The organism is Comamonas terrae (assembly GCF_001544075.1).
In the GTDB taxonomy this organism is placed as follows: domain Bacteria; phylum Pseudomonadota; class Gammaproteobacteria; order Burkholderiales; family Burkholderiaceae_C; genus Comamonas; species Comamonas terrae.
Genome location: NZ_BCNT01000006.1, coordinates 74,925 through 101,186 on the forward strand (window position 1 = coordinate 74,925; position 26,262 = coordinate 101,186).

The following is a 26,262-nucleotide window of genomic DNA, read 5'->3' on the forward strand; positions in this document are numbered from 1 at the left end:
CTCGCTTCAATGCACACAAACAAATTATTATTTGATTTCAAATCATTTTTTTTGCTCTGATTTCATGGACATCGACCTGGCCCGCACCTTTCTTGAAATCGCCGACAGCGGCAGCTTCGTGGCGGCCGCCGAGCGCCTGCACCTGACCCAGACCGCCATCAGTGCCCGCGTGCGCACGCTGGAGCAGCAGCTGGGGCGGCCGCTGTTCGTGCGCAACAAGGCCGGCGCCCGGCTGACGCCGGCCGGCGAGCGCTTCGTGCGCCATGCCGCCAGCCTGGTGCAGGGCTGGGAGCGCGCACGCCAGCATGTGGCGCTGCCGCCGGGGCGCGAGCAGGTCATCAGCGTGGGCGGCGAGCCCAGCATCTGGCACCCGCTGCTGGCCGACTGGCTGGTCTGGATGCACCATGTCTGCCCCGAGGTCGCGCTGCGCGCCGATGTCGATGTGCCGGCCCGGCTGCTGGACCGCGTGGAGGACGGCTCGCTCGACATGGCCGTGCTCTACAGCCCCCCGCAGCGGCCGCGCCTGGTCTGCGAGCTGCTGCTGGAGGAAAAGCTGGTCATGGTCACCAGCAGCGCCGACGGCCGGCTCGACCCCGCACGCTATATCCATGTGGACTGGGGCCCGGGCTTTGCGGCCAGCCACCGTGCAGCCTTTCCCGACCTGCCCCATGCGCCGGTCACCATTTCGCTGGGCCCGCTGGCCCTGACCTATCTGCTGACCGTGGGCGGCGCCGGCTATTTCCGCTCGGGCACGGTGGCGCCCTTCATAGCAAGCGGCCAGCTGTTCGCCGTTCACCATGCGCCGCAGTTCTCCCATTCGGTCTGCGCGGTCTATGCGGCCGAGCACGACGAGGAAGCACTGTCGCGCGCGCGCCAGGGGCTGCGCATGATCGCGCGGCAGCAGATGCAGGAACCGCCGGGGCCGATCCCACCGATCACAGCACGGCCTGCCACGGTGCCATCCCGATCCGCCATGCCGGCCCAGAGCTAGCACCGTAACAGCCACCTGCCCGCAACACCCCGCAAGCCGACCGCAGCCCGTGCATGGACAATAATGCTCACCCTCTGCCAGCCGCTGCACTGCCTCCCTGCCAGTGCCCGGCGCGGCCTCGGCCAGCCCGTGCCGCGGGCGATCCGGGCCACAGGGCTGGCGATCCCCGACAAATCCAACTAAGTGATTGATTTGAGTTTTTGTTATGAGTGATTCCTGGATAAATCAAACACTTAGCGCAGTCCCCCTTGAGCAGCACACGCCCATGATGCAGCAGTATCTGCAGCTCAAGGCCCAGCATCCCGACACGCTGGTGTTCTACCGCATGGGCGACTTCTACGAGCTGTTCTTCGGCGATGCGGAAAAGGTCACGCGCCTGCTGGACATCACGCTCACCACGCGCGGCCAGACGGCCGGCATGCCGATTCCCATGGCGGGCGTGCCCTTCCATGCGCTGGAGAACTACCTGGGCCGCCTGATCAAGATGGGCGAATCCGTGGCGATCTGCGAGCAGGTCGGCGAGATCGGCGTTGGCAAGGGCCCGGTGGAGCGCAAGGTGGTGCGCGTGGTCACGCCCGGCACGCTGACGGACAGCGAGCTGCTGTCGGACAAGAGCGAAGCCATCTTGCTGGCCCTGCACACGGCGGGACGCCAGCGCGTGGGCCTGGCCTGGATGGCCGTGACGCAAGGCCGCATCCACATGGCCGAATGCGCGGCCGACGAACTGGGTGCCTGGCTGTCGCGCATCGCGCCCAGCGAGGTGATCTACAGCGCCGGCGTGACCGAGCGTTTCGAGCAGAGCCTGTTTGCCATCAAGCATGCCGGCTCCATCGCATGCCCGCTGTCGCCCCGCCCGGACTGGCAGTTCGACGCGGGCCTGGGCGAGCGCAAGCTGCTGGAGCTGCTGGGCGCCGCCAGCCTCAAGGCCTGGGAGGCCGAGGGCCTGGCGCTGGCCCACGCCGCCAGCGCCGCCCTGCTCTCGTATGCGGAGCACACGCAGGGGCGCAATCTCACGCACATCCACGCCATTCAAGTCCAGCGCGACGATGAACTGATCGCGCTGCCGCTGGCCACGCGCCGCAATCTGGAGCTGGTCAAGACGCTGCGCGGCGAGGATTCGCCCACGCTGTTCTCGCTGCTGGACACCTGCATGACGGGCATGGGCAGCCGTTTGCTCAAGACCTGGTTGCTGGAGCCCGAGCGCAGCCGCAGGAGCGCCATGCAGCGGCTGGAAGCCATTCGCGTGCTGCGCGGCGCGGGCAACGCCGTGGCCGCCCCCTGGCAGGCGCTGCGCGCCGAGCTCAAGGGCGTGAGCGATGTGGAGCGCATCACGGCCCGCACGGCGCTACGCCAGGTGCGCCCGCGCGAGCTGGTGGGCCTGGGCAAGACGCTACAGAAAGCGAAGCTGCTGGCGCAGTCCGGACAAGCGCCTGCGGCCTATTTGATGCAAATCTTCACCGATCTGGTGCCGCCCGAAGGCTGCGCCGAGCTGCTGGCCCAGGCCATCATGGAAGAGCCCGCGGCCCTGGTGCGCGACGGCGGCGTGATCGCCTCGGGCTTCGACGCCGAGCTCGACGAGCTGCGCGCCATCCAGAACAACTGCGACGAATTCCTGCTGGAGCTGGAAGCCAAGGAAAAACTGCTCACCGGCATTCCGAACCTGCGCGTGCAGTTCAACAAAGTGCACGGCTTCTACATCGAGATCACCAACAGCTACAAGGATGCGGTGCCCGAGCGCTACCGCCGCCGCCAGACGCTGAAGAACGCCGAGCGCTACATCACGCCCGAGCTCAAGGCCTTCGAGGACAAGGCCCTGTCGGCCCAGGAGCGCGCGCTGCAGCGCGAGAAATGGCTGTACGAGCAGGTGCTGGACCAGCTCCAGCCCCATGTTCCGGCGCTTTCGCGCGTGGCCCAGGCCATTGCCGCGCTCGACGTCCTCTGCACGCTGGCCGAGCGCTCGCTCACGCTGAACTGGGCCGAGCCCGAGTTCGTGAGCCAGCCCTGCATAGAGATCGAGTCCGGCCGCCACCCCGTGGTGGAGGCGCGCATGGCCGAGACCTCCAGCGGCAGCTTCATCGCCAACCACACGCGCATGAACGCCAACACGCGCATGCAGATCATCACCGGCCCGAACATGGGCGGCAAGTCGACCTATATGCGCCAGGTAGCCTTGATCGTGCTGCTGGCCAGCATGGGCAGCTATGTGCCGGCGGCCAGTTGCCGCCTGGGGCCCATCGATGCCATCCACACCCGCATCGGCGCGGCCGACGACCTGGCCAATGCCCAGTCCACCTTCATGATGGAGATGACCGAGGCCGCGCAGATCCTGCACGCGGCCACGCCCCACTCCCTGGTGCTGATGGACGAGATCGGCCGCGGCACCAGCACCTTCGACGGCCTGGCGCTTGCCAGCGGCATTGCCTCTCAGCTGCACGACAAGACCAAGGCCTTCACGCTGTTCGCCACCCACTATTTCGAGCTGACCGAGCTGCCCGCCCGGGCCAGGGCCGCCGTCAACGTGCACGTGGGCGCGGTCGAAGCCGGGCACGACATCGTGTTCCTGCACGAGATCCAGGCCGGCCCTGCCAGCCGCAGCTACGGCATCCAGGTGGCCAAGCTGGCCGGCATGCCGGCCGCCGTGCTTCACCATGCGCGCCATGCGCTCGAAGCCCTGGAGGCCAAGGCCGGCGAGGATGACCTGCAGGTCAATCTGTTCGACGCGCCGGAGCTGGTGGAAGAGACTCCGGCCCACAACCCGCTGGCCCAGGCCCTGGCCGACATCAACCCCGACCAGCTTTCCCCGCGCGAGGCGCTGGAGGCGCTGTATCAGCTCAAGAAGCTGAGCGCCAGCGCCGCCTGATCCTCAGGCCTCCAGCAGTTTCTGCCGATGCTGTGAGGACTGGCTCCGCTGGGGCCCTTCGCCCAGCTTGAAGGCCGAGACTTCGCCCATCAGGCGCGCGGCCTGCTCGCGCAGGCTGGCCGCGGCGGCGGCCGACTGCTCGACCAGCGCGGAGTTCTGCTGCGTGGCGTCGTCCAGGCCGGCCACGGACTGGTTGATCTCGGCAATGCCGCGCCCCTGCGTCTGCGAGGCATCGCTGATCTCTTCGATGATGCGCGCCACCTTTGCCACGGCATCCAGCAATTCATGCATGGTGGCGCCCGCATGCTCGACCTGCTGCGAGCCGCTACCCACCTGGGTCACGGAATCGGTGATGAGCTGGCGCACTTCCTTGGCCGCCTCGGCCGAGCGCTGGGCCAGGCTGCGCACCTCGGCCGCCACCACGGCAAAGCCGCGGCCCTGCTCGCCGGCGCGCGCGGCCTCCACGGCCGCGTTGAGCGCCAGGATATTGGTCTGGAAGGCAATGCCGTCGATCACGCCGATGATGTCGGCGATCTTGCGCGACGCATGGTGGATGCCCTCCATGGTCACCACCACCTGCTGGAAGGCCGCGCCACCACGCTCGGCCACGCCGCGCGCCGACTGCGCCAGCTGCCCCGCGCTGCGCGTGGCCTCGGTATTGGCCTGCACGCTGTCCGTCAGCACCGACAGCGATGCCGCCGTCTGCTGCAGGGCGCTGGCCGCCTGCTCGGTGCGCTGGCTCAGGTCCTGGTTGCCCTGGGCCACCTCGGAGCTGGCCACGGAAATCGAATCAGCCGCCTGGCGCACCGCGCCCACCATGCGCTCCAGCGAGGAGACAAAGCGGTTGAAGGCCGCAGCCAGCGCGCCCACCTCGTCATGGCTTTCCACGGGCATGCGCCGGCTCAGGTCGCCATGGCCGTCGGCAATCTCTTCGAGCATCCGCGCCGCACGGCCCACGGGCGCCGCAATGGCCCGGCTCACCAGCCAGATCACCAGCAGGCCGATGCCGCCGCCCACCACGCCAGCCACGGCCGAGGTCAGCGCAATCGTGCGGCGCACGCCGCCCAGCACCTGGGTCTCGGGCAGCTCGGCGATGACATAGACATCGAGTTCGGGCACGTAGGAGGAAGCGATGATCTGGCGGCCCGAAGGCGCCTCGTACATGGCATGGGCAAAGCGCTCGCGGTTCAGCAGCGCGGCGCTGAGATCGGCACTGAAGCCGGGCCGGTCCTTGAGCCAGTGCTTGCCGTCCACCAGGGCCGGATCGCGGTGCACGAGGATGCTGCCGTTGCCGCGCACCAGGGAGACCGAGCCGGATTCGCCCACCTTGTAGCCACGCACGGCCTGGGCCAGTCCATCCACCGACAGGCCCAGGCCCGCAATGCCCTGCCGGCCCTGGCCCGCATCGAACCTGACATTGATGAACAGCATGTAGACGCTGGAGCTCACGTCCTTGTCGATCTCCAGCACCTGCTGCTTGCCGCTGTCCAGCAGGTCGTAGAACCATTGGTCCCCCTCGCCCTTGGGCGCCAGCCTGCGCACCGGCCCCTGCTCGCCGAAATACCGGCCCGTGGTGCCCGAGACCCAGAACACCGAGGAGGCCCCGGCCTGCTGTTTGACCGCGTGGGCGTACTGGGCCCAGGCCGCGTTGCCTTCTTCCGGCTCTCCCGCGGCTTCCCAGTCCAATACAAAGCTGTTGCCGGCTATCGACCGGGCTACGGCCAGCGGCGTGCCGATCTGGCGCAGGATGTCGTTGCGGATCTCGCCCACCACGGCGGGCAGCTCCTGGCCCACCACGCGCTCGCGCAGGCTGGCGCCCGTCAGCACAAAGCCCAGCGCCGTGGAAATGCTCACGAACAGCAGCAGGCAGGCCACCATGCTGGCCATGAGCTTGGTCCGTATCGACAGATTGCGAAATGCGTGCATGGGCTCCCTCCTCCAACCGACTGTAAGCAAGTGTTCCAACAAGGGGCGGCATCTTCTCACGCCTCCAGGCAGCCTGTCTCAGGGACTTCCTCAGCCTGCATCCGGCGCAGGGAACAGACTGGGTAGCGCCGGCAGTTCCAGAGCCGCCGCCGCCAATATTCAAACCCTTCTAGAATCGCGTTGCAGCCAGCGTTTATCGCTACTCAAATGAAAGCATCAAGCGCTTGCTGCGCCTGGCCTTCATACGTTTTTCATTATTGTTGTTATCACCCATGACATACTGCGTCGCCCTCAAGCTCAACGCCGGTCTCGTGTTCCTGTCCGACTCGCGTACCAATGCGGGGCTGGACCAGATCAGCTGCTATCGCAAGGTCATGATCTACGAGAACCCGGGCGACCGCTTCATGGTGCTGCAGTCGGCGGGCAACCTGTCCATCACCCAGTCGGTGCGCGAGCTGCTCGAGAGCTTCCAGCTGCAGGACAGCGCCACGGGCGAGGCCCTGACCATCTGGAATGTGCGCAGCATGTTCGACGCCGCGCGCGTGCTGGGCGCGGCCGTGCGCCATGTGCATGACCGCGAGGCGGCTGCACTGCAGCGCGCGGGCGTGGACTTCAATGTCTCGCTGATCTTCGGCGGCCAGATCCAGGGCGAAGGCATGCGCCTGTTCCAGGTGTACTCGGCCGGTAATTTCATCGAGGCCACGAGCGAGACGCCCTATTTCCAGATCGGCGAATCCAAGTACGGCAAGCCTGTGCTCGACCGCGTGATCACCGCCGAAACCCCGCTGGACGAAGCCGCCAAATGTGCGCTGGTCTCCATGGACAGCACGCTCAAGTCCAATCTCTCGGTAGGCCTGCCGCTGGACCTGATCGTCTACGAGAACAACCGCTTTGCCACCGACAAGATCGTCTGCCTGGACGAATCCAACCCCTATCTGCGCATGCTGCATGACAGCTGGGGCCAACGCCTGCGCAATGTGTTCGACAGCATCGAGGACCCGGCCTGGAGCGGCGGCGATACCCAGACACCGATACGCGTGCACAGCGCGCGCGCCCGCCCGCTGACCAAGGTGGGCGCGCCGCCGGCCTCGCCGCGGCAGGGCGATACCGAGGCCGTCGACCGCCGCGCGGGCGCCCTGCCACCCGCCGCCCTGCGACAGCCCCGCCAGCCCGTGCAGCAGGGCCTGAGCACGGCCCAGGCCTACCAGCGCCTGCACGACCAGGAAGAGCAGGCGCGCCTGCAGCGCCAGGGTGGGCACTGACCGGCACCGCCGGCCTTCCTGCGCGCTTGCAAAGCCATTTCCTGCCATGACCAAGCTCCGTACCCGCACGCCTGCAGACCCTCCTGCATTCCTGCATGGCAAGCCGCTGCCGCTGGTGTTCTCCCATGCCAACAGTTTTCCGCTGCCCACCTACCGGCTGCTGATCTCACTGCTGCAGCAGCGCGGCATGGAAGTGCGCGGCGTGGAGCGCTTCGGCCACGACCCGCGCTACCCGGTCAGCAACAACTGGCCCCATCTGGTGGAGCAGCTCCACCAGTTCGTGCGCGCCGAGGTCGAGCGCCTGGGCCAGCCCGTATTCCTGGCCGGCCACTCGCTGGGCGGGCTGCTCAGCGTGATGACAGCCTCTCGCCACCCCGAGCTGGTGCGCGGCGTGCTCATGCTTGATTCGCCGCTGATCGGCGGCTGGAAGGCCAACGCGCTGGGCCTGGCCAAGCGCACCCAGCTCGTGGGCTCCATCTCGCCCGGCAAGATCAGCCAGCGCCGCCGCACCACCTGGGCCAGCACGCAGGAGGCGCTGGAGCACTTCCGCAGCAAGAAGGCCTTTGCCCAATGGCATCCGCAGGTACTGCAGGACTATGTGGAAAACGGCCTGGCCGATGCCGGCGGCAAGCGCACGCTGCTGTTCACGCGCGAAGTGGAAACCGCCATCTACAACACCCTGCCGAGCAACTTCGCCAGCCAGCTGCGCCGCCACCCGCTGCGCTGCCCGGCCGCCTTCATCGGCGGGCGTGCCTCGGTGGAGATGCGCCAGGTCGGCATGGAACTGACCGAACGCGTCACGCGCGGGCGCATCATGATGCTGGACGGCGGTCACCTGTTCCCCATGGAGCGGCCCGAAGCCACGGCCGCGGCAATGGAGGCGGCGCTGCTGAACCTGGCGCAGACGGCTGAGCTGCACAAGGCCTGAGCGGCATGCTGCAAAAAGAAGGCGCCCGCTTATTTGCAAGGGCGCTTTCTGCAAGGCAGACGCAATGGCGGAGATCGACCCATTGCAGCCCTTCGATTTTTTTGCCGGCCAGGCCTGCCTTGGGCAATTGCCGTCAACCGTGGCTGTATCGCGGCCTCCTGGCCAGGCTTGCACCGCGATCATCGGGGACCGATGCAGACGACGGCCCAACAGCCGATGTCAGCACCAATGCATGCCTTGCCGCACTTCACTTCAGGAAACTCTCCGCCAGTCGCACAAAATAGCTGGCCCCGATGGGAATCAATGCATCGTTGAAGTCGTACGAGGGGTTGTGCACCTGGCAGGGACCAGGGCCATGGCCGGGCAGGCGGTGGCCGCCTTCGCCATTGCCCAGCAATACATAGCAGCCGGGACGTTGCTGCAGCATGAAGGCAAAGTCCTCGGAATTGGTCAGTCGGGGGGCCTGGGCGTCCACCCGCTCGTCCCCCACGACCTCCTGCATGACCGATACCGCAAACGCAGTCTGCTCGGGGTCATTGACCAGCGCCGGATAGTTTCGCTCAAAGTGCCACTGCGCTTCGCAGCCATAGGCCATGGCCGAGCCTTGCACGATCTCCTTCATGCGCTGCTCGATCATGTCCAACGTGCTTGCGGTCTGGGTGCGCACGGTGCCGCCCAGCCAGGCACTGTCGGGAATCACGTTGACGGCATCGCCGCCATGGATCTGCGTGACGGAAAGCACGGCGGCATCGTCGGGCGTGCGGTTGCGCGAAATGATGGTCTGCAGGCCCATGAGGATCTGGCCCGCACACATCAGGGGATCCACACCGGTGTCGGGCTGCGAGGCATGGGTTCCCTTGCCTTTCAGGTCGATGCGGAAGCGATTGCTGGAACTCATGAATGGTCCGGCGCGCACGCCAAAGCTCCCTGTGGCACGACCCGGCGCATTGTGCAGGCCGAAGACGGCATCACAGTCAAAGCGCTCGAAGAGGCCGTCCTCGATCATGGCGCGGGCACCCGCCTGCCCACCTTCCTCGGCGGGCTGGAAAATGCAGTGCAGCGTGCCGTCGAACCTGCCGCTTTGGGCCAGGTACCAGGCGGCTGCCAGCAGTATCGCCGTGTGGCCGTCATGGCCGCAGGCGTGCATACGGCCTGCGTGCCGTGAACGGTGTGCGAAGGTATTGAGTTCCTGCATGGGCAAAGCGTCCATGTCGGCGCGCAGGCCTATGCGGCGCGCGCCCTGGCCGCGCCTGAGCGTGCCGACCACGCCTGTTCCGCCCACGCCGCGCGTGACCTCATAGCCCCAGCGCTGCAGGCAGTCGGCCACCAGCGCGCTCGTGCGCTCTTCCTGAAATCCCAGTTCAGGATGGGCATGCAGATCGCGGCGAATCTGACGGAACTCGGCGTTGTCGGCAATGGCTTGAATGATTGGCATGGCGTGCCCCTATTGCAGTTTCACGCTCAAGCTGCGGGCCTTGGCCTCGTCGCGTGCAATCTGGTCGGCGAACTGGCGCTGCTCGGCCGCCGTGGCCACCTGCATGCCCATGGCCGTCAGCTGCTCGGGTACGCCTTTTGCCGCAAGCGCCGCTTCCAGCGCCGTCTTCAGGCGGGCTATGCGATCTGGCGCGACACCCTTTGGAGCCAGGAGACCCATCCAGCCGTTCATCTCCAGCCCCTTGACGATCCCGCCCTCGTTGAGCGTGGGAATGTTCTTGATCATGGGCTGCCGCTGCAAACTGGCCACTCCCAGAACCTTGATGCGACCGGCTTCAATATGCGGCAAGGCAGTAGCCGGCACCATCACGGCCAGATCGATCTGGCCGCCCAGCAAATCCGTCAGCAGCGGGCCGGCGCCTTTGTACAGTGCATGCAGCATCCGCACATGGGCGCGCTGCTGCAGGTCCTCCATGACCAGATGCTGCATGGTCCCCATGCCAGGACTGCCGTAGCTGATGGATTCCGGCTTGGAACGCAATGCAGAGATCACGCCATCCAGGTCATTCGCGGGCAAATCCCTGCGGGCCACCAGCAGGGGCGAATTCGAACTGATAGGGCCGATGGGCGCAAAGTCCCCGGGGCCGTAGCGCACGTTTTTGTTGAGCACGGGTACCAGCACCACATCGTTGATGGAGCCCACCAGCAACGTGTATCCGTCCTTGGCGGCACTGGCCACCTTGGCTGCCCCCAGGGCTCCGCCAGCACCGCCGAGGTTTTCGATCACCACGGGCTGGCCCAGTTCAGCCGACAGCCTGGGCTGCACTATGCGGATGGCGGCATCGATGGAACCGCCCGAAGCGAACGGGACGACCAAGGTGATGGGCTTGTCCGGAAAGCCGGCCGCCATGGCAGGGGCAGCCAGGGCCCAGACCGCGCAGGCGGTGGCCGCCGTGCAGAGCCGGCGACGGACAGATGAAGGGGGCGCAGAGGTCATGACATGTCTCCTTATGGGCGGCGATCCTTGATCGCGGACGGAACAAGTCTGAGGCATGACATCCATCTTTTAAGTGCTAAATTGCACTTAGCTATGCAATCCATGACTACCTCGCATCTACCTCATTCCGGGCGCTCCTCGGCCTTGCTCAACCGGTTGCTGGCACGCACACGGCTACGCCAGTTGCAGCTGCTCGTGCTGATTGCCGACCTGGGCAGCATCCAGCGCGCAGCCGAGGTGGTAGGGCAAACACAGTCGTCGGCAACCAAAGCCTTGTCCGAACTGGAGCGAATGGTGGGTTTGCCGCTTTTCGAGCGCCATGCGCGCGGAGTGCGTCCCACTTTGATCTGCCGCGACCTGCTGCCGTTGCTGCGCAGCATGCTGGGCTCGCTCACCGGCTGCGCAGAAATGCTGGCTGCCGCCGCCGAAGGCGCACAGGGTGTGCTCAGCGTGGGGGCGATTACAGGGGCCTTGTCGGGTTTTCTAGGCCGAGAGCTTGGCCCATTTCTTCAGCAGAATCCGCAATTGCGTGTGGAAGTGGTGGAAGACGGCCACCATGCGCTGTTGGCTGCGCTGGCGGCGCGCACGCTCGATATGGTGCTTGTGCGTGAGCCCGCAACGCCAGCCAGCGGTACACGTTTCGTTCCGCTGCTGCAGGACAGCGTGGTTGCAGTGGCAGGGCCCTCCCATCCGCTGCATCGCAAGCGTGTCTTGCATGCACACCAGATGCTTGGGCAGCAATGGGTTCTGGCCCCCCTTTCCACGCAGATGCACGCGGCTTTCGAGCATTTATTCAAGTCCTGCGGGCAGCCACCGCAGCGCTCGCCGCTGATCACGCGTTCTCTGCCCATGCTGCTGGAATATCTGCGCACCACGGATGCAGTAGCACTGACGCCGCTCAGTGTGGTCCAGCCCTTTGTGCAGGCCGGCTGGCTGCAGGTGCTGGCGCTGCAGTTTCCTTCCACCCTGGCCGCAATTGGCCTGCTGGTGCCGGAAACTCCCGAAAAACATGGGGTGAATCTGCTCACTGAATATTTGGCGCACAGATCACAGTAAGGTCCACGCTGTTCCATTTGGATTGCGCCGATGCCTCGATGAAGGCTTATTTTTGGTCGCCAGAGGCCGAAAACAGCCCTCCTGGCCATATGGCGCACTAGCCGGCGCAGGTACCGACTGGCCCGGATGAAGATGAACGTTCCCCATGGAGCTGGTCACTTTCCGCCCAATGCCATCGACGCAAGCCTGGCCACGGTATTCAGATTGCGCGCAGTGCCGACAGTTGCCGCGGGCAATCGGAGCCTGGATCGGCCCATGCCGGACGGATAGTGAATGAACACCTCCAGGTCGCCCGCCACCACTTCTTCGTCCGTCTGGCCCTTGGCTGCCTGAACAGCATCCGGCGCCGATGCCGCATCGAGAAACAGCACGGCCACCTTTGCCGGGTCCGCATGGGGAAACGGATTGCGCGCCAGCACGCTGCGCATCTGCGCGCCATCGCGCAGAATCACGCCTACAGGCTTGCCGCAATAGTCCTGCAGCCGCGCCGCCAGTTCCCGTTGCACGGCGCTGGCCGGCATGGCCGTGTCGAAAACGACATTGCCGGACTGGATATAGGTGCGCACGTTCGCGAAGCCGGTCTGCTCGCACATGCTGTGCAACACATCCATCGGCAGTTTGCCGGTGCCTGCGACATTGACCGCGCGAAGAAGAGCAATGAACGTTTTCATGATTCCGAGTCTGGCGCCTCGATGGTGCCGGGATTGCCGTCCCGGTGCAGCCGGGCCGGCGTCACGACTTCTCCAAATGGAAAAGCCACCCTGCGGTGGCTTTTCATTCATATGACAGCGTCCCGCTCAGGCATCATGCCAGCTCACCACGCCCGTGAAGGCCGTGACCAGCACGATGATGCCAAAGGCGATGCGGTACCAGGCAAAGGGCACGAAGCTGTTGCTGGAGATATAACGCAGCAGCCAGCGCACGCACAGCCAGGCGCTGATGAAGGAGAAAACCAGGCCCGCGGCGAACAAGGGCACGTCGCCCATGGACAGCAGGTGGCGCTCCTTGTAGAGGCTGTAGACGCCCGCGCCGATCAGCGTGGGAATGGCCAGGAAGAAGGAGAAGTCCGTGGCGGCCTTGCGCGACAGGCCCAGCACCATGCCGCCGATGATGGTGGCGCCGCTGCGGCTGGTGCCGGGAATCATGGCCAGGCACTGCACAAGGCCGACCTTCAGCGCGTCCAGCGCCGTCATGTCTTCCACGGCCTGCACGCGCACGGCCCGGGTCTGGCGCTTTTCGGCCCACAGGATGATGAAGCCGCCGAGGATGAAAGTGGTGGCCACCACGACGGGCGTGAACAGGTGGGCCTTGATGAACTTGCCGAACAGCAGGCCCAGCACCACGGCCGGCAGAAAGCCGATGAAGACATTGAGCGCGAACTTCTGCGCCTGTCGGCTGGAGGGCAGCTCCACCAGCGTGGTGCGGATCTTCTGCCAGTAGACCAGGATCACGGCGAAGATGGCGCCGGTCTGGATGGCGATGTCGAACACCTTGGCCTTGGCATCGTCAAAGCCCAGCAGCGAGCCGGCCAGGATCAGGTGTCCCGTGGAGGAAATGGGCAAGAACTCGGTCAGGCCCTCCACAATGCCCATGATGGCCGCCTTGAGCAGCAGTAAAGTATCCACGCGAATCGTCCTTCGAACTGGGTAGAAAACAAAAGCCGCCCATTATCCACGCGCCGTTTGCAGCCTTCATGTCGGCCCCCATGGTGGCGCCGCAAATCGCAAATTTTTACAAGGCGCGGGGCAAATGCATAGGCAAAGGCATGAAGCTGTGCTGCAATGGCGACGCGCCGGCTGTCGGCGTTTTCAATACCACTCCATCATGAAAAAACTCGTTGTCCTGGCAGTAGTCTCCCTGGCTTGCAGCATGAGCATGGCCGCTGGCGACAAGCCCCAAACCGCCCAGCAGAAACTGATGGGCACGTGCAACACCGAAGCCGCCGGCAAGAAAGGTGATGAACGCAAGGAGTTCATGAAGTCCTGCCTGTCCGACGGCAAGAAGCGCCAGCAGGAACGCATGAAATCCTGCAACGCCGATGCGGCCGGCAAGAAGGGCGACGAGCGCAAGGCCTTCATGAGCGAGTGCCTGAAGAAGGACTGACACGCTTCGCGCCTCCAGGCCAAGAACGCTTCCCGAAAACGCCATGGTTCCCGGACCATGGCGTTTTTTATTGCCACCCGGCCGCTCCCGGGCATCAATGCCCGGGAAATGAGGCAGCCGTGACCAAGCCTTGCCGGCCACCGGGGGATCGGCACGACCCGTTTCATCGCAGCCTGCCGCCGTTCGCACCGCCCGATCGGCATTCCGTCGCAAACACATGGCCGCCGCCGCGGCCCGGAGCCAAAGTGCGCTCATCGCTCCCTCGCACCGAAGGCTACCGACCATGCAACTCACACCTCTGATCGCCGCCCACATGGGCTGCGCCATCGCTGCCACGGCCATCGGCCCCGTCGCCCTGTGGGCCCGCCGTAGCGGTTCGGCAGCAAAGCCACGCCTGCACCGCGCTGCGGGCTATGCATTTGTGCTGCTGATGCTGGCCACTGCAATCACCACCATCTTCATCCGCGACCACAAGCTGCCCAACTGGCAGGGCTTCACACCCATCCATCTGCTGATCCCGTTGACGCTGGCAGGCCTGGCCTATGCATTCTGGAGCCTGAGCCGGGGCCGCATCGCCCAGCACAGCCGCACCATGCGCAAGCTCTACTTCGGCGCCTGCGTGACGGCGGGCATTTTCACGCTGGTGCCGGGCCGGCTGATCGGCGACTGGTTCTGGCACCAGATGCTGGCTCTCTGAGAGAGCCGACGCTTTTCACCCAACCCGCACCGAAGGAGTCTCGTATGTCCAGCTGCAACCATGACCCTGCAGTTTCGCCCCATGCCCTGCTGAGGCTGGCCCGGCGCCGCGCCCGCATGAAGCTGGGCTGGTATCTGCATGCCACGGTTTATGTTCTGGTGAACCTGGGCCTGGCCGCGCTGGCGGCGCTGCATGGCCGGCACTGGGCGATCTACCCCGCCGTCTTCTGGGGCCTGGGGCTGGCCATTCACGGTGCGGCCGTCTGGCTCTGCAGTCCCCGCGGCACACTGTGGACGCACCTGGTAAACAGGGAGTTGCGCGCCCTGCAAAGCCTGAATACAAAGTAGCCTTCAATCCCGCCCCACCATGCCAAGCACCTATCGCGCCATGGCGCCACCTGCTCTCGCTGCGGCCTCCCGCCCGGCCACGCTGCTGCGCCATGGCGCCATCACCGCAGCGGTATGCCTGCTGATCACCCTGGTCCTGACGCTGATGGAGCAAGGCCGCTGGGACGTGAATCTCGTCTATTCGCTGGCCATAGGCCTGCCCAGCTGGTTGACCATCGACCTGGGCAGGATGTGGCTGAGCCGCGGCAGCGACATTCCCTGGCCCGGAGGCTGGCGCGGAGTGGCGCTGGTCGCCTCCGGCATCGCGCTGGGCTTTGCGCTGGGCAACTGGGTCGGCCAGGCCTACCAGGCCCATGCGCAGCCCGGGCAGCGGCACGCGCCCATGCTGCTGTTTCCCATGGTCATCACCATCGTCACCAGCGCCGGCATGTCGGTGGTGTTCTATCTGGTCGGCAAGTCGCGCTATCTGCAGGTGCAGGCCGAGCAGGCGCAGCGCCAGGCGGCCGAGGCCCAGCTCAAGCTGCTGCAGACCCAGCTGGAGCCGCACATGCTGTTCAACACCCTGGCCAATCTGCAGGTGCTGGTGGCCAGCGACCCTGAACGGGCCCAGGCCATGCTCCGTCACCTGATCGCCTACCTGCGCGCCACGCTGGGCGGATCGCGCAGCCAGATGCACAGCCTGCGCGACGAGTTCGAGCGGCTGGACGATTACCTGGCCCTGATGGCCATACGCATGGGAGAGCGCCTGCGCTACACGCTGGAGCTGCCCGAGGCCCTGGCCGCCACGCCCGTTCCCACGCTGCTGCTGCAGCCGCTGGTGGAAAACTGCATACGCCACGGCCTGGAGCCGCAACTGGCCGGCGGCAGCATCGCCGTGGCGGCGCGCATGCTGCAGGAAGGCCAGGGCGTACGGTTGGAGCTTTGCGTGCGCGATACCGGCCGCGGCCTGTCCGAGCATCCGGCCGCTGCGGCACCCGCCGCAGCTTCGGGCTTCGGCACCGCCCAGGTGCGCGAACGGCTGCTCAACTGCTACGGCAAGGCCGCCTGCCTCGAGCTCAGTTCCGCAGACGGCGGCGGCACGCTGGCGCGCATACTCATTCCCCTGCACACAAACCACCAGGAAATCTGATGCACGCACCCCGCGCCCTGATCGCCGAAGACGAACCCCTGCTGGCCCAGGCCCTGCGGCAGGCGCTGGCCCAGGCCTGGCCCGAACTGCAGATCGCCGCCACCGTGGGCGACGGGCTCAGCGCCGCGCAGAAAGCACTGGAGCTGCAGCCCGACATCCTGCTGTTCGACATCCGCATGCCGGGCCAGAGCGGCATAGACGCCGCAGCCGAAGTGGCCGACGCCTGGCCCGACCGGCAGGCCCTGCCGGCCCTGGTCTTCGTGACGGCCTACGACCAGTATGCGATTGCCGCCTTCGAGGCCCAGGCCGTGGACTATGTGCTCAAGCCCGTGCAGCCCCCGCGCCTGGCGCAAACCGTGCAGCGCCTGCAGCGCTGGTGGGCACAGCGGCAGCGGCAAAGCGGCGTGCAAACGCCGGAGCAGCGGCAGCAGCAGGAACTCGAGCATCTGCGCCAGTTGCAGCAGATACAACTGCAGTTCCAGCGGCAATTCCAGCAATCGGCCCCCGCGCCGCTGCAGTTCATCCAGGCCAGCGCAGGCAGCCAGATCCACATGGTGCGCATGCAGGACGTGGTCTACCTGGAAGCCGCCGACAAGTACATACGCGTGCTCACGGCACAGCAGGAATACCTGATCCGCACGCCGCTCAAGGATCTGTTGCCCCAGCTTGACGGCACGCAGTTCTGGCAGATCCACCGCGGCTGCGTGGTCCAGGCCGCCAGCATTGCCAGCGTGCACAAGGACGAGGCCGGACGCATGTGGCTGCAGCTGCGCCAGCGCCCCGAAAGGCTCGCGGTCAGCCGCCTGTACGCCACGCGCTTCAAGCCGATGTGAGCTCGGTTATGCCATCCCAGGCAAGCCCCTGCATGCGGTCCCAGTGCGCCACGATGATGCAGCGCGGCGGCTCGCCCGCCGCCACCCGCGGCGCCTGATGGCGCCATGCAAAGCCCGCCAGCGCCTGCTGCACATGGCGCACCGCAGGCAGGTCCAGCGCGGCCAGCGGCTCGTCGATCAGCGTCAGCGCGGCGCCGCTGGCCCAGCCCGCCGCCAGCCACAGCTTGCGCAGCGAGCCGGCCGACAGCCCCCGCAGCGGCTTGTGGCCATGGCCCAGCAGGTTCAGCGCCCCGGCATGCGCCTCCCAGGCCGGCTGCGACCAGCGCGGATACCGGGCGGCCTGGCCTGCCACCCAGTCATCCATCCGGCATTCGCGCAACACGGCATCGAGCTCGGCACGCGGATCCTGCCAGAAGATTTCATGCGCAGGCAGTGGCCCGGCGGCAAAGCGCAGCTCGCCCGATTGCAGCGCAAGCTGACCGGCCAGCACCTTGAGCCAGCTGGTCTTGCCCGTGCCCTCGTCGCCCTGCAGCAGATGCAGGCCCGCTGTCCATTCATGGCTGGCGTCGCGCGCCAGCGCCCGGCCCGGATAGCCGAAACACAGGCTTCTTGCCGAAACCATGAGCGGCCCAGGCCGTCGATCCACTTCACTATTCATAGCTGCTTGCGCTTGATGCATCTGCGTTTACTGGCAATCTTTCTCATTACCATCGGGTACGGCATGCCCATGGCATGCCGCGTTCTCCAGCGCACTATGCCATGGCGGACTCTCCCGGGCTTTGCCGTCCACGGGGGCCGACATCCAGGCTGCAGCAAGCCATCCTGACACCGGCGAACGCCCGCCAGGGCCCAAGGCCCGTCATGGCGCGGCACGGTGGGAATGGCAGCACGCACCGGCAGCAGCCGCTGGTTTTCCGGCCTGCATGGGCTCGTAGCGGTCGTGGTGGCGAACCCATTCCATCTTGTGGGGCACATCGCGCTCGCCCCGGCCCCAGGGAAGAAGATCGAGCATGGCATAGGTGCCCATCATCACTTCCACGCCGCGACCGTAGGTCGAATAGGTGTGGAAGATGTTGCCTGCGCCATCCTGGCAGAACACGCTGATTCCCGGCCACTCCTCGCCCCCCCAGGGCCATTGGCCATAGTTGTAGTCGACATGGCCGCTGGCCACTTCCTGCGGCGTGAAGGTGACGCCGAAGTCGCGGTTGAAGTCCGTGCCATGCGAGGACACCCACTGGAACTGCCAGCCCATGCGCTGGCGGAAGCGCTCGATCTCGGGCAAGGTCGCGCGCGAAACGGCCACAAAGCGGACATCGCGCTGCGCCAGATGCACGGACATGCCGTCGACGTGGTCGGCCATGAACGAGCAACTGGGGCAGCCCTGCTCCCAGCCCGGCACGAACATGAAATGCTGCACCAGCAGCTGGCTGCGGCCTTCGAACAATTGCCCCAGCGAACGCGGCCCCTCGGGCGTGTCGAACACATAGTGCTTGTCGATGCGCCGCCACGGCAGTGCGCGGCGTTCGCTGGCGATCTGGTCGCGCAGGCGGGTCAATTCCTTCTCGCGTGCCAGCAGCGCCTTGCGCCGGACCATCCACTGGTCAGGGGACACGACAGGATGGCTGGGGCCCGCTGCTTCGGTTGTGCTGATGTGCATGATCTACTCCTTGGCTCCAAGGGCCGCCCGGCTTGCGGGCCTGTGCGGCCGTTCATCGGCGGCCCGGCCGGTTGCGAGCGGCGCCATGGGACACAACTCTATGCAATCAGGCGCACAGCGGGGAGTAACAAGATTGTCGTGATTGCACGGCTGCGGGACATGGCGCAGGCTTGCAGCCCCCCCCCGTTTCAGGCAGGCATCCAGGGCAATGTGCCTGACGGGCCACAATACCCCTTCTTGCCCGACCCGCACCCATCTCCACACGGGCTGAATGAAGCCACCACTCCATGCGCAATCAACCGCCCCCCTTCCACGGCAGCTGCCTTTGCGGCCAGATCAAGTACGAGGTGCGATCCGAGATCAAGGCCGTCACGCATTGCCACTGCGGGATATGCCAGAAGGCCCATGGCGCCGCGTTCGGCTCGTACGGCAGCGTTGCGCTGTCCGACTTCTCGTTCACCGACGGCCAGGCATGGGTACGCAGCCATGCGTCCTCGCCGGGCGTGGCGCGCACCTTTTGCGGTGCCTGCGGCTCTCCGTTGACTTGGCACCAGGCGGAAGGCGAATGGGCGAGCTGGATCTCCCTTGCCCTCGGCACGCTGGACACGCCATTCACGCCACACAGGCATCGGCAGGCACACGCGGGCTCGCGGCCGCCATGGAGCCCCGACGGTGGCCACGCAGGCTCTAGCCCAGCCGCGCCGCCACAAAGTCGATAAAGCTGCGCAGCTTGGCGCTGGGCCTTGCTTCGGGCAGCCGAACGAGATGCACCGGGCGCGTGGGAAGCTCCCAATCGGCCAGCAGCGGTATCACCTGCCCTGCTGCGATCGCCGGCGCCAGCAGCGAGTCCGCCTGCATGACCACGCCCATGCCTGCCAGGGCCGCATTGAGCAGCGCCTGGCCGTTGTTGGTGCTGAATTGCCCGCTCACCGGCACTTCCACGACCTCTGCTCCCCGAGTGAAGCGCCAGGCATGGCGCGGGCCCCAGACGGCAAAACTGAGCAGCGGAAATTTCTCCAGCTCCGACGGGTGCGCCGGCATGCCATGGCGCTCCACCCACCCGGGGCTGGCAACGGCGAACATGCGGGACGCGGCCAGCGGGCGCGCAATCAGGCCCTCGTCGATGGAATGGCTCATGCGCACGCCGCAGTCAAAGCCTTCTTCGGCCAGATCGACCAGGCGGTCGTTCAGGTTCAGTTCCACCTTCACCTGCGGGTATGCCGCGAGATAGTCGCCAATGACCGGCGTGAGCCGGTGGGCGCCAAAGGACACGGGCGCCGTGACCCGGAGCGTGCCCTGCGGCACCGCGCGCAAGGTGTCGGCGATGCCGTCGGCGGCCTGCACGCTGGCCAGCACGTCGCGGCAGCGCTCGAGGTAGGCCGCGCCAATTTCGGTGAGCCGGTGCCGCCGCGTCGTGCGCTCCAGCAGCCGTGCGCCCAGCTGCGTTTCAAGCGCCTGGATGTGCTTGCCCACCATCACGGCCGAGAGATCCAGCTTCGTGGCCGCCGCCGCGAAGCTGCCTGCATCGACCGTGGCCACAAAGACTTCCATCGCGCGCAGCTTGTCCATATTGCTAATTTTTGGTTTTGAATTCGCAAACTATATGCATGTTTATCAAAGCACCACTTCGTAAAACAATTCCTCCATCCATTTTTTAAAAGGAACGGGTGATGAAAATCCTGGTGATCGGTGCAAGCGGCACCGTGGGCCGTGCGGTGGTTGCCGCGCTGGCCGGACGGCATGAGGTGATTCGCGCAGGCCGCGGTCATGGCGACTACCGCGTCGACATCACGCGCGACGACAGCGTGGAAGATCTGTTCAGGGAAATCGGTCCACTGGACGCCATTGTTTCGGCAGCCGGTGGCCTGCACTTCGGGCCTCTGGCGACGATGCGGCCTGCGGACTTCAACATCGGCCTGCAGGACAAGCTGCTCGGCCAGGTGCGTCTGGCGCTGCTGGGCCAGCATGTTCTGCGCGACGGAGGCTCCATCACGCTGACCACGGGCATCGTGGCCGAGGAGCCCATTCTTCAGGGCGCCAATGCAACCGCCGTCAATGCGTCGGTCGAGGGCTTTGTGCGCGCGGCGGCGATCGAGCTGCCGCGCGGCCTGCGCATCAATGCCGTGAGCCCGACCATGCTTACGGAATCACAAGCCGCTTACGGGCCGTTGTTTCCGGGTTTCGAGCCGGTGCCGGCAGAGCGCGTCACACTGGCCTATGTGCGCAGCGTGGAAGGCCCGCAGACAGGACGGGTCTACCGCGTATGGCAGTGAGGACCACAGCGGCTTTCGGGCGGCTGCCGCAGCGCAGCGAAACCGCGGATCTGCAACCCGAGGACCTCAAGAAAATTGCCGCAAGCAGCGCCTGAAGGCCCAAGCAGGAAGGGCCGCAAGTTAGCATCCGGTGCCTATGCCGCAAGCAAATTTACAAGGAGCCTTCAATCGTGGCACTGGACTATCTGGATTTTGACTACAGCGAAGACGAGGAAGGCACGGGCACCTGGGATGCCATGGCCAGCGTGGGCGCGGCGCGCGTGCCAGCTCTCGCGGCCGAGGTGGAGCGGCTGCTGCGCTGGGCCAGCCGGGACTTCAAGGGCCGCCAGGGCGCCGTCGACGAAGGCGGCGACTGGGATTACGACCTGCAGGCCCAGGACGATGCGGGCCAGCCGCTGACCGCCCGCTTCGATGAGGCCAGCGGCCGCCTGGCGCTGGAGGCATCGGCCACCGGCCGCACCACGGTCACCCTGTCGCTGTCGGGCAGCAGCTGGTTTGGAGAGGCGCTGCGCAGCGCCTTCGAGCTGAACGATTAACGCCCGCGACTGCTCATGAAACGGGCATCCTCCCAGCCAGAGGCGGCGAGCAAGGGCCTCCCCGCAGCAAGGCCGTCGCCTCCCCCTTCCAGGGGAAGGCGCAAGGCGCCTCAGGGAGTTTTCCACTTCCCGGCCACATTCTTCAATAGCGTGTTCACCGCCGTCAGGCGCCGGTTGCGCACATTGATCAGATTGTTCTCGGCGCCGAGCACCGTGGTCTGGGCCGACAGCACGTTCAGATAAGCCACGGTGCCGGCCTTGTACTGGTTCTCGGCCACGGTCAGCGCCTTGCGCGCGGCGGCCAGGGCTTCGGCCTGCACCTGCTGCTCCTGCGCCAGCTGGCTGGCGGCCACCAGGTTGTCCTCCACCTCCTGCAGCGCCGTGATCACGGTCTGCTTGTAGGTGGCGGCGGCCAGGTCCAGCGCGCCGCGGGCCGACTCCACGGCCGCCGAGCGCGCACCGCCGTCGAACAGGCTCATGGCCAGCGCCGGGCCCAGCGACCAGAACAGGTTGGGCGTGCTCAGCAGGTTCGACAGCGTGGAATTGCGGTAGCCGGCCGAAGCCGACAGGGTCAGAGACGGGAAGAAGGCCGCGCGCGCCACGCCGATCTGGGCATTGGCCGCGGCCACGCGCCGCTCGGCCGCGGCGATGTCGGGGCGCTGCTCCAGCAGGGTCGAGGCCAGCATGGCCGGCACGGCGGGCGGCGCGGGCAGCTGCGCGGTGGCCGGCAGGCTGAAGGCCGCCGGCGCCTTGCCCAGCAGGGCCGCCAGCGCATGCTCGTACTGGGCGCGCGTGATCTGGGCCTCCAGCAGTTGGGCCTGGGTGCTCTTGTACTGCGCCTGCGCCTGGGCCACGTCGGCCGACGAAGCCACGCCGGAACGGTAGCGGTTGCGCGTGAGCTGCAGGCTTTGCTCATAGTTGGCCAGGGTCTCGCGCAGCAGGCGGTCCTGGGCTTCGGCGGCGCGCAGCGAGAAATAGGTCTGGGCCACCGAGGCCTGGGCGGACAGGCGCGCGGCCGCGAGATCGTCGCTGCTGGCCTGGGCACTGGCCCGGCTCGCATCGACCTGGCCCGACAGACGGCCCCACAGGTCCAGCTCCCAGCTGGCGTTCAGGCCCAGCGAGAAGGTGTTGTTGATCGTGCCGCTGCGCGCGATGTTCTCGTTGTTGGAGTTGACATAGGTGCCACCGCCTGTGAGCGCGCGCGAGCCGCTGCCCGTGGTGCCGAGCGTGGGAAACAGGCCGGCGCGGCTGCTGGCCACCGCGGCCTGGGCCGTGCGCAGGCGCGCCACGGCCTGCTCCACCGAGGGATTGGCGGTGGCCGCTTCTTCCTGCAGCCGGTTCAGCGTTTCATCGCCATAGACGGTCCACCATTTCTCGGGCACCGCATCCAGCGCTGCCGCGTCCGCGCCATGCCGCGCAGGCTGCCAGATGCCGGCCTGCGCGGCCTCGGGCGTGGCTTCCTTGAACTGCGCGGGCACGTCGAGCCTGGGCACCTGGTAGGTGGGCTGCAGCGAGCAGCCGGCCAGCGTAGCGCCGAGCGCCAGCACGGCGAGGAATGTTGCCGAATTCAAAAAAGTGAGCTGCTTGCGCTTTTGCACGCTGGGTTTGCAGGCGATCTGTTTCATATTTTCAGCCAATGCTTTCATGGTCACTCTCCCGCGGGCAGGGCTGCTGCCGGGCTGCCGCGCCCGCGGCCCGGCCGCCGGGCCCAGGCACGCCGCGCGGCCTGTCGCGCGCGGTCCAGCAGCACGTAGACCACGGGCGTGGTGTAGAGCGTGAGCAGCTGGCTGACCAGCAGGCCGCCGACGATGGCAATGCCCAGTGGCTGGCGCAGCTCCGCGCCGTCGCCCCGGCCCAGGGCCAGCGGCAGCGCGCCGAAGATGGCGGCAAAAGTGGTCATCAGGATCGGACGCAGGCGCAGGTCGCAGGCGCGGTAGATGGCCTGGGCCGATGTGACATGGCCGCCCTTTTCGCGCTCCAGCGCGAAGTCGATCATCATGATGGCGTTCTTCTTCACGAGGCCGATGAGCAGGATCACGCCGATGAAGGCGATCAGCGAGAACTCGGTCCGGCACAGCATCAGCGCCAGCAGCGCGCCCACGCCGGCCGAGGGCAGCGTGGAGAGGATCGTCAGGGGATGCACGAGGTTCTCGTACAGCACGCCCAGCACCAGGTAGATGGTGATGATGGCCGCCAGGATCAGCAGCGGCTGCCCCGCCAGCGCCTGCTGGAAGGCTCCGGCCGAGCCGGCGAACGAGCCGCGGATGGAAACGGGCACGCCCAGCTCGGCAATCGCGTTGCGGATGGCGTCGTTGGCCTGCGACAGCGACACGCCGGGCGCGAGGTTGTAGCTGACGGTGCTGGCCGGCGTGCCGCCCTGGTGGTTGACGGACAGCGGCGTGCTGGTGGTCGTGATCTTGGCAAAGGCCGTGAGCGGCACCTGCTTGCCAGCGCTGTTGACGAAGAAGAAGCCGCGCAGCGTTTCGGGGCTCTGCAGGTATTGGGGCGCTGCCTCCATCACCACGCGGTACTGGTTGAGCGGGTTGTAGATCACGCCGACCTGGCGCTGGCCGAAGGCGTCGTTGAGCGTGTTGTCGATCTGCGCCACGGTCAGGCCCAGGCGCACGGCCTGGTCGCGGTCGATCACCAGCGTGGTCTGCATGCCGTTGTCCTGCACGTCGCTGTTCACGTCGGTCAGCTCCGGCAGCGTGGAGAGCACCTGGCGTATGCGCGGCTCCCACAGGCGCAGCTCGGCGTTGTCGTCGGCCTGCAGCGTGTACTGGTAGGAGGCCATGCTCTGGCGCCCGCCGATGCGCACATCGGTCTGCGTGATCATGAACAGGCGTGCGCCGGGCTCGTTCTTGAGCTTTTCGCGCAGGCGGTTGATGACCTCGTCGCTCGACACCTTGCGCTCAGGCAAAGGCTTGAGGGACATGAACATATTGGCCGCATTGGCCTGGCCGCCGCCCGTGAAGCCCGTCACGTATTCGACGGCAGGGTCTTCCTGCACGATGGCCAGGAAGCGCTGGATGCGCCGCTGCATGGCCTGGAACGAAGTGGACTGGTCCGCGCGGATGAAGCCCATGACGCGGCCCGTGTCCTCGCTGGGCATGAAGCCCTTGTCGATGGCCACGTACAGATAGACGTTGAGGCCCACCACGCCCAGCAGCACGGCGATCACCAGCGGCTGGCGGCGCAGGCACCAGGCCAGCGTCCTGCGGTAGACCGAGGTCATGCCGTCCTCGAAGCGGCCGATGGCATCCGAGATGCGCTGCCAGAACGCATGCCATCGACTGCGCCACGGGCTGGCGGCGATCTGCGCGCGCCGGCGCGCCTCCTGCTCGGGCGTGCGCAGCAGGGCCGCGCACATCATGGGCGTGGTGGTCAGCGAGACCACCATGGACACCAGGATGGCCGAGGCCATGACCACCGAAAACTCCCGGAAGAACCGGCCCACGATGCCGGCCATGAACAGAATGGGCACGAACACCGCGATCAGCGACAGGCTCATGGAGACCACGGTGAAGCCGATCTCGCGCGCGCCGTCCAGCGCCGCGCGCATGGCCGGCTTGCCGCGCTCCATGTGGCGCAGCACGTTTTCCAGCACCACGATGGCGTCGTCCACGACAAAACCCGTGGCCACGGTGAGGGCCATCAGCGAGAGGTTGTCCAGCGTGTAGCCGCACAGGTACATCACGCCAAAGGTGCCCAGCAGCGAGGCCGGCACGGCCACGGCCGGGATCAGCGCGGCGCGCGCGTTGCGCAGGAACACGAAGACCGCCATGATCACCAGCGCCACCGATATCGCGAGGGAGCGCTCCACCTCCTTGACCGAGGCGCGCAGCGTGGGCGTGCGGTCCGAGATGATGGTGATGTCTATGGCCGCGGGAATCGAGGCCTTGAGCTGGGGCAGCAGCGCACGCACCTTGTCCACGGCCTGCAGGATGTTGGCATCGGGCTGCTTGAACACCTGCAGCAGGATGGCCGGCTTGCCGTTGGAGACGCCGTAGTTGCGCACATCCTGCACGGAGTCGGTCACCTCGGCCACGTCGCGCAGCTGCACGGCATTGCCGTTCTTCCAGGCCAGCACCAGCGGCGCATAGTCGGCCGCCGTGCGGGCCTGGTCGTTGGTGGCCACCTGCCAGTAATGGTCCTCGCGCTCCACCGCGCCCAGCGGGCGGTTGGCATTGGTGCTGGAGATCGCCGTGCGCACCTGCTCCAAAGAAATGCCGTTGGCCGCCAGGCGCAGCGGATCGAGCTCCACGCGCACGGCCGGCAAGGCGCCGCCGCTGATCGAGGCCTGGCCCACGCCCTCGACCTGGGAGAGCTTTTGCGCCAGCACCGTGGACGCCGCGTCGTACATCTGGCCGCGCGTGAGGCTGTCCGAAGTCAGCGCCAGGATCATGATGGGCGCATCGGCCGGGTTGACCTTGCGGTAGGTCGGATTGCTGGGCATGCCCGAAGGCAGCAGCGTGCGCGCCGCGTTGATGGCGGCCTGCACGTCGTGCGCGGCGCTGTCCACGGTGCGGGACAGGTCGAACTGCAGCGTGATGCGCGTGCTGCCCATGCTGGAGCTGGACGTCATCTCGTTGACGCCCGCGATCGCGCCCAGCGCCCTCTCCAGCGGCGTGGCCACCGTGGCCGCCATGGTGTCCGGCGCCGCGCCCGGCAGGCTGGCCGTGACCGAGATCGTGGGATAGTCCACCTGCGGCAGCGGCGCCACGGGCAGCAGGAAATAGGCCATGCCGCCGGCCAGCGCCATGCCTATGGTCAGGAGCATGGTGGCGATGGGGCGGAAGATGAAGGGGGTGGAGATGCTCATGGGTGCGCTGCTCCCATAGGCTGGGTGGTGCCGCTGTCGGCGAAGCGGTATTCAATAGCCAAAAAGACCTTAACCCCTTTGCAGTCCTTCGCTTTTAGCTCTTTTTTTTGATACTGCAGAGCGTATGCTTTTCGAGGCCGGGTCTCGCCCCGGCTGGCGACCTTCTTTCTTGCTCGTGCAAGAAAGAAGGCAAAGAACACGCCCCCTGCCGTCTGCGTCCCTGCGCTTCGCTCCGGGCAAACCTGCGTCACGCCATTCAGGCTGCGGTGCGCCCCAACTCGCTGCGCGCCTGGAGCGCTACGCTCAAACAAACGGGCGCAAGTCAGATCACAAAGCAGGCGTGTCCTTCGGCACACCTGCCCGCAGCCAGAATGGCGTGCCGCAGGCGCAGACAAAAGGGGAGATACGGAC

General features: G+C 66.5%; 24 protein-coding genes. 13 read left to right on the forward strand and 11 right to left on the reverse strand.

Annotated features, from left to right (window positions below; all coding sequences use genetic code 11):
- The first annotated feature begins 64 nt into the window (after nucleotides 1–64).
- Nucleotides 65–991 carry a LysR family transcriptional regulator gene (locus Cte04_RS10625; RefSeq protein WP_083526609.1) on the forward strand — a complete coding sequence of 309 codons (927 nt, stop codon included), beginning with the start codon at nucleotides 65–67 and terminating at the stop codon, nucleotides 989–991.
- A 265-nt stretch (nucleotides 992–1,256) separates the two neighbouring features.
- The gene (gene mutS, locus Cte04_RS10630; protein ID WP_157081940.1) at nucleotides 1,257–3,851 is read left to right on the forward strand and encodes a DNA mismatch repair protein MutS; all 2,595 of its coding nucleotides are present in this window, start codon (nucleotides 1,257–1,259) and stop codon (nucleotides 3,849–3,851) included.
- Between the two features lie 3 nt (nucleotides 3,852–3,854).
- Here the strand turns inward: mutS and Cte04_RS10635 are convergent, their stop codons facing one another.
- A complete protein-coding gene (locus Cte04_RS10635; RefSeq protein WP_066476437.1) occupies nucleotides 3,855–5,777 on the reverse strand; it encodes a methyl-accepting chemotaxis protein in 1,923 nt (640 codons plus the stop codon).
- A gap of 272 nt (nucleotides 5,778–6,049) precedes the next feature.
- Here Cte04_RS10635 and Cte04_RS10640 point away from each other — a divergent pair, with 272 nt between their 5' ends.
- Both Cte04_RS10640 and Cte04_RS10645 read left to right on the forward strand, forming a co-directional pair.
- On the forward strand, nucleotides 6,050–7,039 hold the full coding sequence (locus tag Cte04_RS10640; RefSeq protein WP_066476439.1) for a proteasome-type protease: 990 nt from the start codon (nucleotides 6,050–6,052) through the stop codon (nucleotides 7,037–7,039).
- Nucleotides 7,040–7,085: 46 nt separating this feature from the next.
- Nucleotides 7,086–7,967: an alpha/beta fold hydrolase gene (locus Cte04_RS10645; RefSeq protein WP_066476442.1), complete on the forward strand. Its 882-nt coding sequence runs from the start codon at nucleotides 7,086–7,088 to the stop codon at nucleotides 7,965–7,967.
- Between the two features lie 247 nt (nucleotides 7,968–8,214).
- On the opposite strand, the gene Cte04_RS10650 is transcribed toward Cte04_RS10645, so the two are convergent.
- Both Cte04_RS10650 and Cte04_RS10655 read right to left on the reverse strand, forming a co-directional pair.
- Nucleotides 8,215–9,402, reverse strand: a complete 1,188-nt coding sequence (locus tag Cte04_RS10650) for a M20 aminoacylase family protein (RefSeq protein ID WP_066476445.1) — start codon at nucleotides 9,400–9,402, stop codon at nucleotides 8,215–8,217.
- 9 nt (nucleotides 9,403–9,411) lie between these two features.
- Entirely contained in the window at nucleotides 9,412–10,398 is a 987-nt protein-coding gene (locus Cte04_RS10655; protein WP_169798045.1) for a Bug family tripartite tricarboxylate transporter substrate binding protein, read from the reverse strand.
- Nucleotides 10,399–10,500: 102 nt separating this feature from the next.
- Here Cte04_RS10655 and Cte04_RS10660 point away from each other — a divergent pair, with 102 nt between their 5' ends.
- On the forward strand, nucleotides 10,501–11,454 hold the full coding sequence (locus Cte04_RS10660) for a LysR family transcriptional regulator (RefSeq protein WP_169798046.1): 954 nt from the start codon (nucleotides 10,501–10,503) through the stop codon (nucleotides 11,452–11,454).
- 155 nt (nucleotides 11,455–11,609) lie between these two features.
- On the opposite strand, the gene Cte04_RS10665 is transcribed toward Cte04_RS10660, so the two are convergent.
- Nucleotides 11,610–12,236: a DUF1697 domain-containing protein gene (locus Cte04_RS10665; protein WP_306302926.1), complete on the reverse strand. Its 627-nt coding sequence runs from the start codon at nucleotides 12,234–12,236 to the stop codon at nucleotides 11,610–11,612.
- A gap of 15 nt (nucleotides 12,237–12,251) precedes the next feature.
- Complete coding sequence (locus Cte04_RS10670) at nucleotides 12,252–13,079, reverse strand: undecaprenyl-diphosphate phosphatase (protein ID WP_066476457.1); 828 nt, start codon at nucleotides 13,077–13,079, stop codon at nucleotides 12,252–12,254.
- Between the two features lie 199 nt (nucleotides 13,080–13,278).
- On the opposite strand from Cte04_RS10670, the gene Cte04_RS10675 reads away from it, so the two are divergent.
- From Cte04_RS10675 to Cte04_RS10695, 5 genes are all read left to right on the forward strand, one after another.
- On the forward strand, nucleotides 13,279–13,557 hold the full coding sequence (locus Cte04_RS10675) for a PsiF family protein (protein WP_066476459.1): 279 nt from the start codon (nucleotides 13,279–13,281) through the stop codon (nucleotides 13,555–13,557).
- 283 nt (nucleotides 13,558–13,840) lie between these two features.
- The gene (locus tag Cte04_RS10680) at nucleotides 13,841–14,254 is read left to right on the forward strand and encodes a DUF2306 domain-containing protein (protein ID WP_066476467.1); all 414 of its coding nucleotides are present in this window, start codon (nucleotides 13,841–13,843) and stop codon (nucleotides 14,252–14,254) included.
- 44 nt (nucleotides 14,255–14,298) lie between these two features.
- Nucleotides 14,299–14,601, forward strand: coding sequence for a 2TM domain-containing protein (locus tag Cte04_RS10685; RefSeq protein ID WP_066476469.1), 303 nt, complete (start codon nucleotides 14,299–14,301; stop codon nucleotides 14,599–14,601).
- A gap of 40 nt (nucleotides 14,602–14,641) precedes the next feature.
- A complete protein-coding gene (locus Cte04_RS10690) occupies nucleotides 14,642–15,730 on the forward strand; it encodes a sensor histidine kinase (RefSeq protein WP_066476470.1) in 1,089 nt (362 codons plus the stop codon).
- Complete coding sequence (locus tag Cte04_RS10695) at nucleotides 15,730–16,563, forward strand: LytR/AlgR family response regulator transcription factor (protein ID WP_066476472.1); 834 nt, start codon at nucleotides 15,730–15,732, stop codon at nucleotides 16,561–16,563. Before Cte04_RS10690 ends, Cte04_RS10695 begins: the two co-directional genes overlap by 1 nt.
- Here Cte04_RS10695 and Cte04_RS10700 read toward each other — a convergent pair.
- On the reverse strand, nucleotides 16,550–17,185 hold the full coding sequence (locus Cte04_RS10700) for an ABC transporter ATP-binding protein (protein WP_245633344.1): 636 nt from the start codon (nucleotides 17,183–17,185) through the stop codon (nucleotides 16,550–16,552). The genes Cte04_RS10695 and Cte04_RS10700 overlap by 14 nt on opposite strands.
- A 237-nt stretch (nucleotides 17,186–17,422) precedes the next feature.
- Nucleotides 17,423–18,220 (reverse strand): DUF899 domain-containing protein, encoded by a 798-nt coding sequence (locus Cte04_RS10705; protein ID WP_066476484.1) that lies wholly within the window; start codon nucleotides 18,218–18,220, stop codon nucleotides 17,423–17,425.
- A gap of 287 nt (nucleotides 18,221–18,507) precedes the next feature.
- On the opposite strand from Cte04_RS10705, the gene Cte04_RS10710 reads away from it, so the two are divergent.
- Nucleotides 18,508–18,939, forward strand: coding sequence for a GFA family protein (locus Cte04_RS10710; protein WP_083526612.1), 432 nt, complete (start codon nucleotides 18,508–18,510; stop codon nucleotides 18,937–18,939).
- On the opposite strand, the gene Cte04_RS10715 is transcribed toward Cte04_RS10710, so the two are convergent.
- Nucleotides 18,908–19,789 carry a LysR family transcriptional regulator gene (locus Cte04_RS10715; RefSeq protein WP_066476488.1) on the reverse strand — a complete coding sequence of 294 codons (882 nt, stop codon included), beginning with the start codon at nucleotides 19,787–19,789 and terminating at the stop codon, nucleotides 18,908–18,910. The genes Cte04_RS10710 and Cte04_RS10715 overlap by 32 nt on opposite strands.
- Nucleotides 19,790–19,890: 101 nt before the next feature.
- Here Cte04_RS10715 and Cte04_RS10720 point away from each other — a divergent pair, with 101 nt between their 5' ends.
- Both Cte04_RS10720 and Cte04_RS10725 read left to right on the forward strand, forming a co-directional pair.
- Nucleotides 19,891–20,493 (forward strand): short chain dehydrogenase, encoded by a 603-nt coding sequence (locus Cte04_RS10720; RefSeq protein ID WP_066476491.1) that lies wholly within the window; start codon nucleotides 19,891–19,893, stop codon nucleotides 20,491–20,493.
- Between the two features lie 170 nt (nucleotides 20,494–20,663).
- Nucleotides 20,664–21,029: a hypothetical protein gene (locus Cte04_RS10725; protein ID WP_066476494.1), complete on the forward strand. Its 366-nt coding sequence runs from the start codon at nucleotides 20,664–20,666 to the stop codon at nucleotides 21,027–21,029.
- Between the two features lie 110 nt (nucleotides 21,030–21,139).
- Here Cte04_RS10725 and Cte04_RS10730 read toward each other — a convergent pair whose 3' ends face one another.
- From Cte04_RS10730 to Cte04_RS10740, 3 genes are read right to left on the reverse strand one after another with little or no spacing between them, the layout of a single operon-like run.
- Nucleotides 21,140–22,654 (reverse strand): efflux transporter outer membrane subunit, encoded by a 1,515-nt coding sequence (locus Cte04_RS10730; protein WP_157081950.1) that lies wholly within the window; start codon nucleotides 22,652–22,654, stop codon nucleotides 21,140–21,142.
- 23 nt (nucleotides 22,655–22,677) lie between these two features.
- Nucleotides 22,678–25,851, reverse strand: coding sequence for an efflux RND transporter permease subunit (locus tag Cte04_RS10735; protein WP_066476501.1), 3,174 nt, complete (start codon nucleotides 25,849–25,851; stop codon nucleotides 22,678–22,680).
- Nucleotides 25,848–26,051, reverse strand: a complete 204-nt coding sequence (locus tag Cte04_RS10740; RefSeq protein ID WP_157081944.1) for a hypothetical protein — start codon at nucleotides 26,049–26,051, stop codon at nucleotides 25,848–25,850. Before Cte04_RS10740 ends, Cte04_RS10735 begins: the two co-directional genes overlap by 4 nt.
- Nucleotides 26,052–26,262: the final 211 nt, after the last annotated feature.